We start from the raw sequence: 13,896 nt of genomic DNA, 5'->3' as shown, positions 1-13,896 counted from the left end.
CGCGAAGGCGGTGTGACAGTTGGCATTGTTATCGACTGACACACCGCCTTCGCGAGCAAGCCCGCTCCCACAGGTTTGCGGTGTCTGATCGTCAGTCTTTGATTCAGTGATCAAGCTCGTATAGGGTGGCTTTTTTAGCCTACCAGGGAGCTGGCCATGTTGCGTCTGAGCGCGCTGTATCGTTATCCGTTGAAATCCGCCAAGGGCGAGACGTTGCAACATATCGGTCTCGATAAACTTGGGCTGGATGGCGATCGACGCTGGATGCTGGTGGATGAAGCCAGCGGGCGCTTCCTGACCCAGCGTGCAGTGGCGCAGATGAGTCAGTTGTCGGCGTTGTGGAATGCCGAGGGCGGCTTGACACTCAGCGCGCCGGGCCATTCGCCGATCGATATCGCCTTGCCCGATAGCGATGCAGAGCTGCGTGGCGTGACGATCTGGCGCGATACCTTGCGAGTCCCCGATGCCGGCGATGAAGCAGGAGCCTGGGTCAGCGAATTTATTGGTAAACCGACCCGTCTGGTGCAAGTGCCGCTTGATCGGGCGCGGATGACGGAGGCTGGCTACGGCAAGGATGACGATCAGGTGGCGTTCGCCGATGGCTATCCGTTGTTGCTGATTGGTCAGGCATCCCTCGAGGACTTGTCGCAACGGGTCGGGCGTCCGTTGGAGATGCTGCGTTTCCGGCCAAACCTGGTGGTCGAAGGCAGTGAAGCGTTCGCCGAAGACGGCTGGAAGCGTATCCGCATCGGCGAGGTTGAGTTCCGCGTGGTCAAGTCCTGTTCACGCTGCATCCTGACCACCATCGACCCGCAAACCGGGGAGCGCAGCGACGACCGCGAACCCCTTGCAACCTTGCAGAAATACCGTTCGCAGGCCGACGGCGCAATGTTCGGCCAGAACCTGGTCAACGACGGCAACGGTCGGCTTGAAGTCGGTATGCCGGTAGAGATCCTCGAATAATTTTCCGCAGAATAAAAAATGCCCGTGTCGAAAAACACGGGCATTTTTTATTGCGGTGACTTCTATTTGGGTGAAGCCCCGCAGGTTTAGGCGCGGTATTCGCACAGGTAAGCGGTGTCGACGGCTACCTTCAGCTGGAACTTACTGTTAGCCGGCACGTTGAACTGGCTGCCGGCGGCGAAGGTTTCCCAGTCGCTGCTGTCCGGCAGCTTGACGGTCAATGCGCCGCTGACCACGTGCATGATTTCACGCTGGCTGGTGCCGAATTCGTATTCGCCCGGAGCCATGACGCCGATGGTCGCTGGACCTTCTGCGGTGCCAAAGGCGATCGACTTGACGGTGCCGTCGAAGTACTCGTTGACTTTAAACATGGGCGATTCCTCGAAAAGGGCTAAAAAGGGCCGGCCAGTATGCACAAGGCCCTGGGTGTCGTCACCTGTCTAAAGCGGAAGAACCAGCGGCAGCAGTCGTGCGGTATTACGCGCATCTTCCAGCGCCCGGTGTTGCTGGCCGGTGAACTGCAGGCCGGCCAGTTGCAGGGCACCGTTGAGCCCCAGCGGGCGTTCCAGTCGCCGGGCCTTGGCAAAGCGCTGCTTGAGGTTCATGTGCGGCACGTTGGCCAGCACACTGGCGAGCCCCAGCCGCTGCCATTCCTGAAGCAGTTGTTTGCGATCGTAATCGCCCCAGCTGACCCAGCCTTCAAGTCGCGTGTGGTGTTGGCCGAGCCAGCGTTCAAACGCCGACCAGACTTCGTCAAGCGGTTGCGCGGCATCAATGTTGGCTTGGGTGATGTGCGTCAGCTCGCGGCAAAACGGCGTCAGCAGCGGCCGCCGCAAGGGGCGGACGAAGCGCTGGAAGTGGTCCAGCTCGCGTCCTTTGCGGTCCACCAGGGTGGCGCCGATTTCAATGATTTCCATATCCGTTACGGGCCAACCACCCTCATCGGTGGTGGCCTCCAGATCAATGACCAGCCAGTGAGGCATTGCAGGGTTCCTGGTATCCGCGTCCTGATAGGCTTTGAGCGTAGCCAAACCCGGCGGTTCCGCCTAGCTGCTTATTCGATCTCCAACAGGACCTGCCGGTTTTTCACCTGATCCCCGATTTTGACTTGCAAGCGTTTGAGAACACCGTCGATGCCCGATTTCAACGGGTGCTCCATTTTCATTGCCTCCAGTACCACCAGCAGTTGGCCCTTGGTCACCGGGCTGCCTTCATTGACCAGGACGTCGATAATCGCCCCGTCCATCGGTGCCTTGAGGGTACCGGAGCTGACACTGGCCTGGCTGCAGACCTGCGCCTGAGTGCGATCCGCGAACTGCAGACTGCCCGGACGGGTAAACAGCCAGAGATGCCCGGTCTCCAGGCGGTAAGCGTGGCGTTGGCGAACGCCTTCGATTTCGAGGGTGGCCCAGCGTCCGTCGCTGTGGATGATCTTCAGTTCGAGGCTGTGCTCGGCGACCTGAATGCGCAACGGCTCGCCCGGGATCGCCTGCAACGCTACCGGCCAGTCCCGATCCTCAAGGCCGATGCGATAGTGCAGCGGCACACTGGCGTTGTTGCGCCAACCGCAAAGCGGGGCCGGATGAGCCTGCGCCGAAGCCTGATAGAACAAGGCGGTGGCGATCGCCAGGTGTTGCGCGCTCGGGACGTGGGAATGCAGGCAGGCATGCTCGGAAAAATGCTGCGGGATGAACCCGGTACTGAAATCACCACAGGCGAACTGCGGGTGTTCCAGCAGGCTGGCCAGCAGGCGTTGATTGCTTTGCAGACCCAGCAGCACGCTGTCTTGTACCGCACGCAACAATTTGCGTCGGGCTTCTTCGCGGGTGGCGCCGTGGGCGATGAGCTTGCCGAGCATCGGGTCGTAGAAGGGACTGATGACTTGACCTTCGATCAGACCGTGGTCGATCCGTACACCGTCCCGTAACTCCGGTTCCCAGGCCACGACGCGCCCGGTTTGCGGCAGGAAACCCTGAGCAGGATCTTCGGCATACAAGCGCACTTCCATGGCATGGCCCTTGAGTTGCACCTGCTCCTGGCGCAGCGGCAATGGTTGCCCCTCGGCAATGTTGAGTTGCCAGGCCACCAGGTCCAGTCCGGTGATCAGTTCGGTTACCGGGTGTTCCACTTGCAGCCGGGTGTTCATCTCCAGGAAGTAGAACTGTCCGCGCGCATCCAGCAAGAATTCAACAGTGCCCGCGCCGACGTATTTCACCGCTCGCCCGGCCTTGAGCGCCGCTTCGCCCATGGCCTGCCGCAACTCAGGGGTCATCACCGGGCAGGGCGCCTCTTCGATGACTTTCTGATGCCGGCGCTGGACCGAACAATCACGCTCACCGAGGTAAATCAGGTTGCCATGCCGGTCACCGAACAGCTGAACCTCGACGTGACGTGGTTCGACCAGTGCCTGCTCAAGAATCAGTTCGCCGCTACCAAAACCGTTCAGGGCTTCAGAGCGCGCGGTGCGAATCTGCTCCAGCAAATCGCCGGCGTCGTGTACCAGGCGCATGCCGCGTCCACCGCCGCCAGCGCTGGCCTTGATCATCAACGGATAGCCGATGCGTTCGGCTTCGCGGCTCAGGGTGGCGTCATCCTGCTCGGCACCTTGATAACCGTCGATGCAGGGCACACCTGCTTCGATCATGGCGATCTTCGACAGGCGCTTGCTGCCCATCAGTTCGATGGCCTCGGGGCTGGGGCCGATGAAGGTGATGCCAGCGTCCCGGCAGGCGAGGGCAAACCCGGCGTTTTCCGAGAGGAAACCGTAGCCAGGGTGGATCGCATCCGCGCCCGTGCGCCGGGCCGCGTCGAGGATGGCCGGGATGTTCAGGTAAGACTGTTGCACCGGGGCCGGGCCGATGTTGACTGCTTCGTCAGCCATCTGCACGTGCAGTGCATCGGCGTCGATGTCGCTGAACACGGCGACCGTGCGATAGCCCAGCGCCTGGGCCGTGCGCTGGATACGGCAGGCGATTTCACCGCGGTTGGCGATGAGGATTTTTTTCAGTCCGGGCATGGGGTGGTCTCTCAGGTTGTGCGGTGTCTGTTCGGGCCTCTTCGCTGGCAAGCCAGCTCCTACAGTGGATTTATGTCGCACACAAACCCTGTAGGAGCTGGCTTGCCAGCGAAGCTTTCAAGAGGCCCACCCCGGTTTGCGTTTTTGCACGAAGGCCAGCGTTCCCTCGACGCCTTCTGCTCCGGTCACCGCTTCGCTGAACCATTCGGCAGCCTGATCCAGCAATGCATCCGAAGGCTGTCCGGCACTCGCCAGCAACAGTTTCTTGGTCATCGCATTCGCTTCTGGCGCACAACACAACACATGGGCCAAGACCTCATCGAGACGTTCGGCCAAGGCCTGCGGATCATGCTCGACAAAATGCACCAGCCCCATGCGCCGTGCCTGGTGACCATCAAAACGGGCCGCGGTCAGGGCCAGGCGCCGGGCCTCGGTCAGGCCGATGCGCTGGACCACGAATGGCGCGATCTGCGCCGGCAGCAGGCCGAGGCTGGTTTCCGGCAGGCCGAATTGCGCCTGGTGATCGGCCAGGGCGATATCGCTGACACAGGCCAGGCCGAAACCACCGCCGAGCACCGCGCCTTGCAGCACGGTGATCACCACTTGCGGGGTGTGTTGCACCTCTTGCAGCAGCGCACCGAACAGCCGATTCAAATCACGCTGAGCGCTCGAACCTTGAGCGCGGGCGTTGGCCATGTCCTTGAGGTCGCCGCCGGCACAGAAGTGGCCGCCGGCACCGCCGATCACCAGAGCGCGAACCCCGCGGTCATCGCGCACGGCTGCCAGCACCGAGCGCAACTCGGTGACCATCTGCAAGCTCATCGCATTGCGGCTTTCCGGGCGATTGAGGGTGATGTGCAATACGCCGTTGTGCAGCTCCAGCAGCAAGGTCTGGCAAACCGGCAGGCTGCTCATTTCTTTTTCCCCGGCAGAATGCCCATCAACTTGCAGATGATCCCCAGCATGATTTCGTCGGCGCCGCCGCCAATCGATACCAGCCGTACATCGCGGTAAGCCCGGGCCACCGGGTTGTCCCACATGAAGCCCATGCCGCCCCAGTATTGCAGGCAACTGTCACTGACTTCGCGGCCCAGCCGACCGGCCTTGAGCTTGGCCATGGAGGCCAGGCGCGTGACGTCCTGGCCTTTGACGTATTGTTCGGTGGCCTGATAGACCAGCGCCCGCAGGCATTCGATTTCGGTTTGCAGTTCGGCCAGGCGGAAGTGGATCACCTGGTTGTCGATCAGCGCATTGCCGAAGGTTTTGCGTTCCTTGCAGTATTCGATGGTGCTGTCGACGCAGTACTCCAGGCCCTTGATCATGTTGGCCGCGCCGAACAGGCGTTCCTCCTGGAACTGCAGCATCTGCATCATGAACCCCGCGCCTTCATGACCGATGCGGTTGCGCTGCGGTACGCGCACATTGTCGAAAAACACCTGGGCGGTTTCCGAACTGCGCATGCCGAGCTTGTCCAGGTGTGAACTCAAACTGATGCCCGGTGTGTTCATCGGTACCATGATCAGCGACTTGTTGATGTGTGGTTTGTCGTCCGAGGTGTTCGCCAGCAGGCAGATGAAATCGGCGCTCGGCGAGTTGGTGATCCACATTTTGCTGCCGTTGATCACGTAGTCGTCGCCGTCCTTGCGCGCGGTGGTTTTCAGCCCGGCGACGTCAGAGCCGGCGCCGACTTCGGAGACGCCGATGCAGCCGACCTGCTCGCCGCTGATGGCGGGGCGCAGGAACTCGTCGCGCAACTCATCGGAACCGAAACGTGCCAGCGCCGGCGTGCACATGTCGGTCTGCACGCCGATGGACATCGGGATGCCGCCGCAATGAATGGTGCCGAACTCCTCGGCGGCAACGATCGAATAGCTGTAGTCGAGCCCCATGCCGCCGAATTTTTCCGGTTTGGAAATGCCCAGCAGCCCGAGGTCGCCGGCCTTGCGGAAGATGTCGTGGATGGGGAAGCGCCCGGCCTTTTCCCACTCTTCGACGTGCGGGTTGATCTCGTGTTCGACGAATTGGCGCACGGTGCGGCGCAGTGCTTCGTGTTCCTGGGTGAAGATCATTTTTATTGTTCTCCTTGAGCCGGCCTAGAGCCGGGCTACGCCAAAACTGTTGGCTTGCAATGGCCGCACCTCGGCCTCGTGACAGATATCCAGCAGATAACCCAGCAAGGTCCGGGTATCGCGCGGGTCGATCAAACCGTCGTCCCACAGGTTGGCGCTGCCATAGAGCGCCGTGGACTGGCTGTCGAGTTTCTGCGCGGTGACCTGTTCCAGCATGTCGAGCATTTTCGGATCGGGCACCAGGCCGTCCTTGGCCTGTTTGGCCTCGGTGACGATGCGCAGCACTTTTCCCGCTTGCGCGCCGCCCATCACGGCGGTACGGCTGTTGGGCCAGGCGAAGATGAAACGCGGATCGAGGCCGCGTCCGCACATCGCATAGTTACCCGCGCCGTAGGAGCCACCGACGACGATGGTCAGCTTCGGCACCCGGGCGTTGGCCACCGCTTGAATCATCTTCGCGCCGTGTTTGATCACGCCTTGTTGCTCCGATTCGGTGCCGACCATGAACCCGGTGGTGTTGTGGAAAAACAGCAGCGGCGTGCAGCTTTGGTCGCACAGCTGAATGAACTGGGCGGCCTTGCTCGCACCCTTGGGCGTGATCGGGCCGTTGTTACCGATGAAGCCGCAGGCGCGCCCCTGAATTTTCAAGTGGCCGCACACGGTCTGCTGATCGAACTCGCCTTTGAATTCAAGAAAGTTCGAAGCGTCGGCGAGACGGGCGATGATTTCGCGTACGTCGTAGGGTTTTTTCGGGTCATCCGGGATCAGGCCCAGCAATTCGTCGATGGGGTAGAGCGGCTCTTCCCAATGCCGTTCGGGCAGGCGAGGCAACTGCTGGTTCCACGGCAACAGGCTGACGATCTCGCGCACCTGGCGCACGCCGTCGGCGTCGTTCTCGGCCAGGTATTCGGCGGTGCCGGCGGTTTGTGCGTGCATCTCGGCGCCGCCCAGTTCCTCATCGGTGGCGACTTCGCCGGTGGCGGCCTTGAGCAGCGGCGGGCCGGCCAGAAACAGCTTGGCCTTGCCGCGCACCACCACCACGTAATCGGACAGCCCCGGCTGATAGGCACCGCCCGCCGTGGCCGAGCCGTGCACCACGGTGACCTGCGGCAAACCCATGGCCGACATCCGTGCCTGATTGGCAAAGCTGCGTGCGCCTTCGACGAAAATCTCCGCCGCGTAATTGAGGTTGGCGCCGCCGCTTTCGGCGAGGGTGATCACCGGCAGTTTGTTTTCCATGGCGATCTGTTGCAGGCGCAGGGATTTTTTCAAACCGCTGGGGGAGATGGTCCCGCCCTTGATCGCGCTGTTGTTTGCGACTACCAGCACACGCACACCAGACACGTAGCCGATGCCGGCGATCAAACCGCCACCGGCGGAGCTGCCGTCCTTGTCGTCGTGCAGCTTGTAGCCGGCCAGGCTCGCCAGTTCAAGAAACGGCGCGCCGGGGTCGAGCAGCAGATTGAGACGCTCGCGGGGCAGCAGTTGGCCGCGCTTTTCGAACCTGGGTTTGGCTTCGGCAGCCTTGTTCAGTTGGTTCTGTTCGAGCACGCGAACTTGCTCGATGGCGCTCAGCATCGCCGCACGGTTCCGGGCGAACGGCTCGCTGTGGGGGTCGAGTTGCGACTGAATCACCGGCATGGGTTATTCCTTGTCCTTCAACACGTCTGGTACGTAGGCGCGGTGGAAGCCGTTATACGACTCGCTGTTGGTAGCCTTGTGAATCGGCCAGGCACGCCCGCCGAGGCTGGCGGCGCCGTCGATGCGCAAGGTGCTGCCGCTGACGAACGCCGCTGCCGGGCTGAGCAGAAAAACAATCGCCGCGCTGACTTCCGACTCGGTGCCGATGCGCTTGAGCGGTACGTGTTCGCGCAAGGTCGGGATCGCGGCCTTGAACGCGCCTTCGTAAGTGTCCATGCCGCTGGAGGCAATCCAGCCCGGCGCCACGGCGTTGACCCGCACCCCGGCATAACCCCATTCGTACGCGGCGGTCTTGGTCAGGTTGTCCATGCCCGAACGTGCCGCGCCGGAGTGGCCCATGCCGGGCATGCCGCCCCACATGTCGGCGAGCATGTTGACGATGGCGCCGCCGTGCTTGCTCATGGACTGGTTGAACACTTCCCGGGCCATCAGGAAACCGCCCACCAGATTGGTGCGCATCACGGTTTCGAAACCCTTCTGATTGATCGAGGCCAGGGGCGACGGGTACTGCCCGCCCGCATTGTTGACCAAGCCATGAATGGGGCCATGTTTGCGGATCAATTCGCTGACCAGGTGCTGCACCGACTCTTCCTCGCGGATATCGCAAACCGCCCAGTCGGCCTTGCCGCCGTCTTCGGCGATTTCCGCTGCAACGGTTTTCAGTTTGTCGGCCTTGCGCCCGACCAGCAGCACATGGGCGCCAAGGGCCGCCAGTTCGTGAGCGGTGCAGCGGCCGATGCCACTGCCGCCCCCGGTGACGATGATGTTTTGGCCGGCAAACAAATCGGATTTGAAAATCGAATCGTAGGCCATGGCGGCACTCCTCTAATTGAGCTGGTCGGCGATGCGCTGCGGCACCGGGATCTGGATTTCCAGCAACTGCTGGGCGAAGGCCTTGCCTTGCGGGTCGATTCGCAGGCTGGCGACACCGCCGCCGCCAAGGGCGTTTTCCAGCAGGAAATTCAGGCTGTGGCTGGCGGGCAAGTACCAGCGTTCAACCCGTCCGTGGATTGGATCGAGGACGTGGCCCATCCAGTCGACGATCACTTCCGGCGTCAGCGCTTCGGCAATCCATGGCAGATATTCGGGAGCGCGGGCCATGACGCCGATGTTGCTGTGGTTGCCCTTGTCGCCGGAACGGGCGACCGCGAGTTTGACCAGGGCCACGCTGGCGTCGGCCTGGCCAATCGGTTTCGGCGCGGCGAGCGGGACTGGCAAGTCCAGCGGGTCGAGCACATCGAGGGTGGGCAGGGCACACGGGTGGCGCTGGCCCATGAAATCAATGTCCAGCGTGCAGGCGGTTTTGTCGATGAGGAACGAGAACAGCCGGATCAGCGGATACACCGTCGGCCGCCCACCGACAATCCCGGTCAGCCCCGGCGCCATGCCCGTGGCTGCCTGGGCGATTTCCCGGGAGAACACGATCAATGCCTGCTTGTCCGGATGGCGCACGGCGAGTTTGATAACCACTTCGCGGCTGTCCTGACGCTGGCCGTGGGGGCCGTAGGTGGCCTCGCTACCCAGCAACTCGATACTCACGTCGCTGTACGGTGCCCAGCCGCGCTGGCGGAACATTTCCGAGGTCTTGTTGATGATCGCATCGCTGACTCGCCGCGCCTTGTCGACGGCATCGATGCCGGCAATCAGGCAACTGGCGGTGCAGCGAAAACCATCGGGGTACGTGGCGCTGACCTTGTATTGAGCCGTCGGCGGCAGGCCTTTGGCACCGTGCACCTGCACCGCGTTTTTGCCTTGTTGCAGCAGTTTGACCTGAGTGAAATCGCACACCACGTCGGGCAGCAGATACGCCCGCGGGTCACCGATTTCGTACAACATCTGTTCGCCCACCGTCAGCGGCGTGACCAGCCCGCCGGTACCTTCGGGTTTGCTGACGATGAACTGGCTGTCGGCGCTGACTTCGACGATGGGAAAACCGATGTGTTCGTAGTCGGGCACGTCGCGCCAATCAGTGAAGTTACCGCCTGTGCACTGGGCGCCGCATTCGATGATGTGCCCGGCCAATGCTGCCTGGGCGAGCTTGTCGTAGTCGTGCCACGACCAGCCGAACTCATGCACCAGCGCGGCGCTGACCACGGCACTGTCGACCACGCGCCCGGTGATCACAATGTCCGCCCCCAGACGCAAGGCTTCGACGATGCCGGGAGCGCCGAGGTAGGCATTGGTCGAGACGCACATCGATGGCAGGGGTGCGCCGCTGAACATTTCATGAATGCCCAGGTTGCCCAGCTGTTTGAATTGCGGTTGCAGGTCGTCACCCAGCAGCACGGCGATCTTCAGGGCCACCCCGGCCTTGTCGCAGGCTGCTTGCAGGGCGGCGGCGCAGGCTTGGGGATTGACCCCGCCGGCATTGCTGATGACCCGGATGTTTTGCTGCGCGAGCTGCGGCAGCAAGGGCGCGAGGACTTCGATGAAGTCGCCCGCATAACCGGCCTGGGGATCTTTCATTCGCGCACCGGCCATGATCGACAAGGTGATCTCGGCCAGGTAATCAAAGACCAGATAGTCCAGTTGCCCATGATTGACCAGTTGCGCGGCGGCGGTCGAGGTATCGCCCCAGAAGGCGCTGGCGCAACCGATGCGAATTGTTTTAGGCGCAGTCCATTCCATAGCCACCTCCAACCGAAGTGCGTCGACATTACCAAGCAAGCGCTTGGTTTGTAAATGACTTGATTATCTTCTGCCCGAGCGCTTGCTTGGTTGCATCCATGAGCTTAAATTGCCCGCGCAACCCCGCTGTTTTCGGGGGGATCGCGTTACTGATTGATCGACTGTAGGAGAGAACGGGTGGACGAGCAAAAAGCCCTGAGGGTTATGCGTGAATTGGTGGACAACGGCCAATTGACCGACCCGGACAGCGCCCGTGGCAAGCTGCTGCAAGTGGCGGCCCACCTGTTCCGCAATAAAGGCTATGAACGCACGACCGTGCGCGATCTGGCCGGCGCCGTGGGCATTCAGTCCGGCAGTATTTTCCATCACTTCAAAAGCAAGGACGAAATCTTGCGCGCCGTGATGGAAGAAACCATACGCTACAACACCGCGATGATGCGTGCGGCCATCGCCGAGGCCGGCAATGTGCGCGAGCGGGTGCTGGCGCTGATCCGGTGTGAATTGCAGTCGATCATGGGTGGCAGCGGTGAGGCCATGGCCGTGCTGGTCTACGAATGGCGCTCGCTGTCCGAAGATGGCCAGGCCAAGGTCCTGGCGCTGCGGGACATCTACGAAGACATCTGGCTGCAGGTACTGGGCGAAGCCAAGACCGCCGGGTTTATCCGTGGTGATGTGTTCATTACCCGACGGTTCCTGACCGGCGCATTGTCCTGGACCACGACGTGGTTTCGCGCCGGCGGTAGCATGAGCCTCGATCAGTTGGCCGAAGAGGCGTTGATTCTGGTGCTGGAAGAGCGGCAATAAAGTTGTATTGGCCAGCATTAAACTGGCTAACTGGACGAAACCGCCTAGCTTGAATGCATTGATGCCGTTTTATTGGGGAGTGGGGTCGTTTTGATGGGTTTGCCAATTCGGACAGCCTCGCAGCTTTTGCTGGCGATGCTTGCGGCGTCAACGGTGATACCGTCCCAGGCTGCGCAACTGGTGCGCATTGGTGCCGCGCACTTTCCACCCTACACCGTGCGCCCGGAATCCGGGGCCGATACCGGGTTGTTGCCGCAACTGGTCGAGGCCCTGAACGCATCGCAAAGTGACTACCAGTTTGTCCTGGTACCCACTTCCATTCCCCGGCGCTTCGGTGACTTCAAGCAGGGTCGGGTCGACATGGCCATCTTCGAAAATCCCGCCTGGGGTTGGGAGGAGATCCCCCACACGGCCGTCGACATGGGGCTGGAGGACGCCGAGATTTTTGTTGCGCAACGCCTGCCCGATCGACAGCAAAGCTATTTTGCCGACCTGAACGACAAGCGTCTGGCACTGTTCAGCGGCTATCACTACGAATTCGCCAACTTCAATGCCGAGCCCGAGTACCTCGCGAAAAACTACAACGCCACGCTGACCTATTCCCATGACAGCAATCTGCTGATGGTGTTACGCGGTCGCGCCGATATCGCCCTGGTCACGCGCTCTTACCTGAACGACTATTTTTTGCGCAATCCGAATGTCGCCAAGGAGTTGTTGGCGTCCGATCGCATCGATCAGGTCTATCACCACTACGCAATTCTGCGTCCGACCGCGCCCATCAGCGGCGAGGCCTTCGGCAAGTTGTTGCAAGGCTTGCGGGACAACGGCCAGATGCTGAGGATTTTCGATCCGTACAAGATTGCGATTGTGCCGATCCCGCACAACGAACCGGCTGCACAGGTCGCCAAGTGATGGTCTTTTCCTAAATTTCCCGCCCTGGCTCACGTCACCTCGTTGAACTGTCGACGATTATCGTGAGCCTGATCCATGCCCAATCTGAATGACCTGACTGCCCTGTGTCTGCCGACAGGCAGTCGTCTTGCCGCTGATGAAACGCAAAGCCGCCTGAGCCTCAGCCTGGAGGGGCAGCCGTTGCTCACCCTGCGGCTGATGCGTGGCCCCGAATTGCACGTGCAACTGGAAGAGCATTTCGGTCGCCCTGAAGGGCAGGCGTTGTGGGCGGCCTGTTACTGGCTGTTCGCCCGCGACCCCGACTGTCAGCGCCTGGTCTGGCAACTGCAAGACGTGCCGAACGAAGCGCTGTTCAGCGGCTTGCTGATTCCGACCTCCATAAGCGGCCAGTATCACTGCGAGCGAACGTTGTTCTGGCAATTGCCGCAGCCGTGGCTCGGGCATTCACTGACCGGCAACTATCCGCAGCAAATGCTCATGAGCGGCGACAAGCGTCATCCACGGCGGCCGGTCAAACCCCGGGGTGAAGTATATCGACGCTTCGATGCGCGGCTGGGCGCCTGGGTTTCCCTGCGCGCGCTGGAAATCGAGCAAGACCTGGCACGCTTCAACCGTTGGCAGAACAGCCCGCGCGTCGCGAGTTTCTGGCAGGAGGAGGGCAGCCTCGAACAGCATCGCCAATACCTGAACAAACTCGAGGCCGACCCGCACACGCTGACGCTGATCGGTTGTTTCGACGATCAGCCGTTCGCTTACTTTGAAGCCTACTGGGCCAAGGAAGATCGCATCGCGCCGTTCTACGGGGCCAACGATTACGACCGCGGCATCCACATGCTGGTGGGTGAGGAACATCATCGCGGTCCGCACAAGGTGGCGAGCTGGTTATCGGCGCTGGTGCATTACCTGTTTCTCGATGATCCGCGTACGCAGTGCGTGGTTGCCGAGCCTCGTGCCGATAACGCGAAGATGATCGGGTACATGCAGAACCAGTGCTTTCACTGCGAGAAAGAGTTCGACTTCCCGCACAAGCGGGCGGCCTTGATGGTGTTGGGGCGGGAGCGGTTCTTTGATCGGTGCAGACTGGCTTGATACTTGAGGCTCAAGATTCGTTGCGGTCTTGAGTCAGCCTTCGCGAGCAAGCCCGCTCCCACAAGGATTGTGCTGAACCTGTGGGAGCGGGCTTGCTCGCGAAGGGAGCGACGCAGATTTCAGATCTTATTGGCGGGAAGTCGTATCGCCACGCTTGCCCGACACCTTGCGGCAGTGCACCAGCGCATCACGAATCATGAAGTTCACCAGGGTCGGCGAGACGCCGAGTTCCCTGGCGATGTCTTTTTGCGGTACGCCGTGCAGGCGATACATCTCGAAGGCGTAGCGGGTGCGGCTCGGCAACTCCGTCAACGCATCGGCAATGTGTTCCAGCGTCGAGAAGTTGATGTGCGAAGTTTCCGGTGACGCACCCTGGATCACCACATTCAGACCTTCCTCTTCAGGGCCGGAATACTTCTGTTCCAGCGCCTGCTTGCGGTAGTGGTCGATGGCCAGGTTGCGCACGATCTGGAACAGGTAGCTGAGCTGGGCCTTGATCGAACTGGTGATGGGCGGGGCCGATTGCAACCGGAAGAATGCGTCCTGCACAACATCTTCGGCACGTGAGCGGCAACCGGTAATTCGGGCTGCAATCTTCACCAGAATCAGTCGATTGTCGACGAATGCCTGAAGTAGCGGTGTATCGCACCTGCTTGTGGATACTGGTTCCATCATGGAAATCACCCTGCTGCCAAAAGGTTGGTGGGACGGCGA

Annotated in this window: 13 protein-coding genes; 4 read left to right on the top strand and 9 right to left on the bottom strand. The window is 61.3% G+C overall.

Features of this window, described 5'->3' with window-relative positions:
* Nucleotides 1–156 precede the first annotated feature (156 nt).
* The gene (locus AC07XF_RS21730; protein WP_495028113.1) at nt 157–963 is read left to right on the top strand and encodes an MOSC domain-containing protein; all 807 of its coding nucleotides are present in this window, start codon (nt 157–159) and stop codon (nt 961–963) included.
* 86 nt (nt 964–1,049) lie between these two features.
* Here AC07XF_RS21730 and ppnP read toward each other — a convergent pair whose 3' ends face one another.
* The 8 genes from ppnP to AC07XF_RS21690 all read right to left on the bottom strand — a co-directional run bounded on the left by ppnP (nt 1,050) and on the right by AC07XF_RS21690 (nt 10,377).
* Nucleotides 1,050–1,334 (bottom strand): pyrimidine/purine nucleoside phosphorylase, encoded by a 285-nt coding sequence (gene ppnP / locus AC07XF_RS21725; protein ID WP_495028112.1) that lies wholly within the window; start codon nt 1,332–1,334, stop codon nt 1,050–1,052.
* Nucleotides 1,335–1,403: 69 nt separating this feature from the next.
* Complete coding sequence (locus tag AC07XF_RS21720) at nt 1,404–1,946, bottom strand: 3'-5' exonuclease (RefSeq protein WP_495028111.1); 543 nt, start codon at nt 1,944–1,946, stop codon at nt 1,404–1,406.
* A gap of 71 nt (nt 1,947–2,017) precedes the next feature.
* Nucleotides 2,018–3,979: an acetyl/propionyl/methylcrotonyl-CoA carboxylase subunit alpha gene (locus tag AC07XF_RS21715; protein ID WP_495028110.1), complete on the bottom strand. Its 1,962-nt coding sequence runs from the start codon at nt 3,977–3,979 to the stop codon at nt 2,018–2,020.
* A 117-nt stretch (nt 3,980–4,096) separates the two neighbouring features.
* Nucleotides 4,097–4,894 carry an enoyl-CoA hydratase/isomerase family protein gene (locus AC07XF_RS21710; RefSeq protein ID WP_495028109.1) on the bottom strand — a complete coding sequence of 266 codons (798 nt, stop codon included), beginning with the start codon at nt 4,892–4,894 and terminating at the stop codon, nt 4,097–4,099.
* The gene (gene atuD, locus AC07XF_RS21705) at nt 4,891–6,048 is read right to left on the bottom strand and encodes a citronellyl-CoA dehydrogenase (protein WP_223550733.1); all 1,158 of its coding nucleotides are present in this window, start codon (nt 6,046–6,048) and stop codon (nt 4,891–4,893) included. Before atuD ends, AC07XF_RS21710 begins: the two co-directional genes overlap by 4 nt.
* Before the next feature lie 24 nt (nt 6,049–6,072).
* The gene (atuC, locus tag AC07XF_RS21700) at nt 6,073–7,689 is read right to left on the bottom strand and encodes a geranyl-CoA carboxylase subunit beta (protein WP_495028108.1); all 1,617 of its coding nucleotides are present in this window, start codon (nt 7,687–7,689) and stop codon (nt 6,073–6,075) included.
* 3 nt (nt 7,690–7,692) lie between these two features.
* Nucleotides 7,693–8,562 (bottom strand): SDR family oxidoreductase, encoded by an 870-nt coding sequence (locus AC07XF_RS21695; protein ID WP_495028107.1) that lies wholly within the window; start codon nt 8,560–8,562, stop codon nt 7,693–7,695.
* 12 nt (nt 8,563–8,574) lie between these two features.
* On the bottom strand, nt 8,575–10,377 hold the full coding sequence (locus AC07XF_RS21690) for an acyclic terpene utilization AtuA family protein (RefSeq protein ID WP_495028106.1): 1,803 nt from the start codon (nt 10,375–10,377) through the stop codon (nt 8,575–8,577).
* 177 nt (nt 10,378–10,554) lie between these two features.
* On the opposite strand from AC07XF_RS21690, the gene AC07XF_RS21685 reads away from it, so the two are divergent.
* The 3 genes from AC07XF_RS21685 (at nt 10,555) to AC07XF_RS21675 (ending at nt 13,182) form a co-directional block, all read left to right on the top strand.
* On the top strand, nt 10,555–11,181 hold the full coding sequence (locus tag AC07XF_RS21685; RefSeq protein ID WP_495028105.1) for a TetR/AcrR family transcriptional regulator: 627 nt from the start codon (nt 10,555–10,557) through the stop codon (nt 11,179–11,181).
* A 93-nt stretch (nt 11,182–11,274) separates the two neighbouring features.
* Complete coding sequence (locus tag AC07XF_RS21680) at nt 11,275–12,093, top strand: substrate-binding periplasmic protein (protein WP_495028104.1); 819 nt, start codon at nt 11,275–11,277, stop codon at nt 12,091–12,093.
* A gap of 75 nt (nt 12,094–12,168) precedes the next feature.
* Nucleotides 12,169–13,182: a GNAT family N-acetyltransferase gene (locus AC07XF_RS21675; RefSeq protein ID WP_495028103.1), complete on the top strand. Its 1,014-nt coding sequence runs from the start codon at nt 12,169–12,171 to the stop codon at nt 13,180–13,182.
* Nucleotides 13,183–13,308: 126 nt separating this feature from the next.
* Here the strand turns inward: AC07XF_RS21675 and AC07XF_RS21670 are convergent, their stop codons facing one another.
* Nucleotides 13,309–13,857, bottom strand: coding sequence for an RNA polymerase factor sigma-70 (locus AC07XF_RS21670; RefSeq protein WP_495028102.1), 549 nt, complete (start codon nt 13,855–13,857; stop codon nt 13,309–13,311).
* Nucleotides 13,858–13,896: the final 39 nt, after the last annotated feature.

It is taken from the genome of Pseudomonas sp. GW821-FHT01C01, from assembly GCF_059422645.1.
The sequence above is the reverse complement of the archived record's forward strand: the minus strand, read 5'-3'. Positions and strand labels throughout refer to the sequence as shown.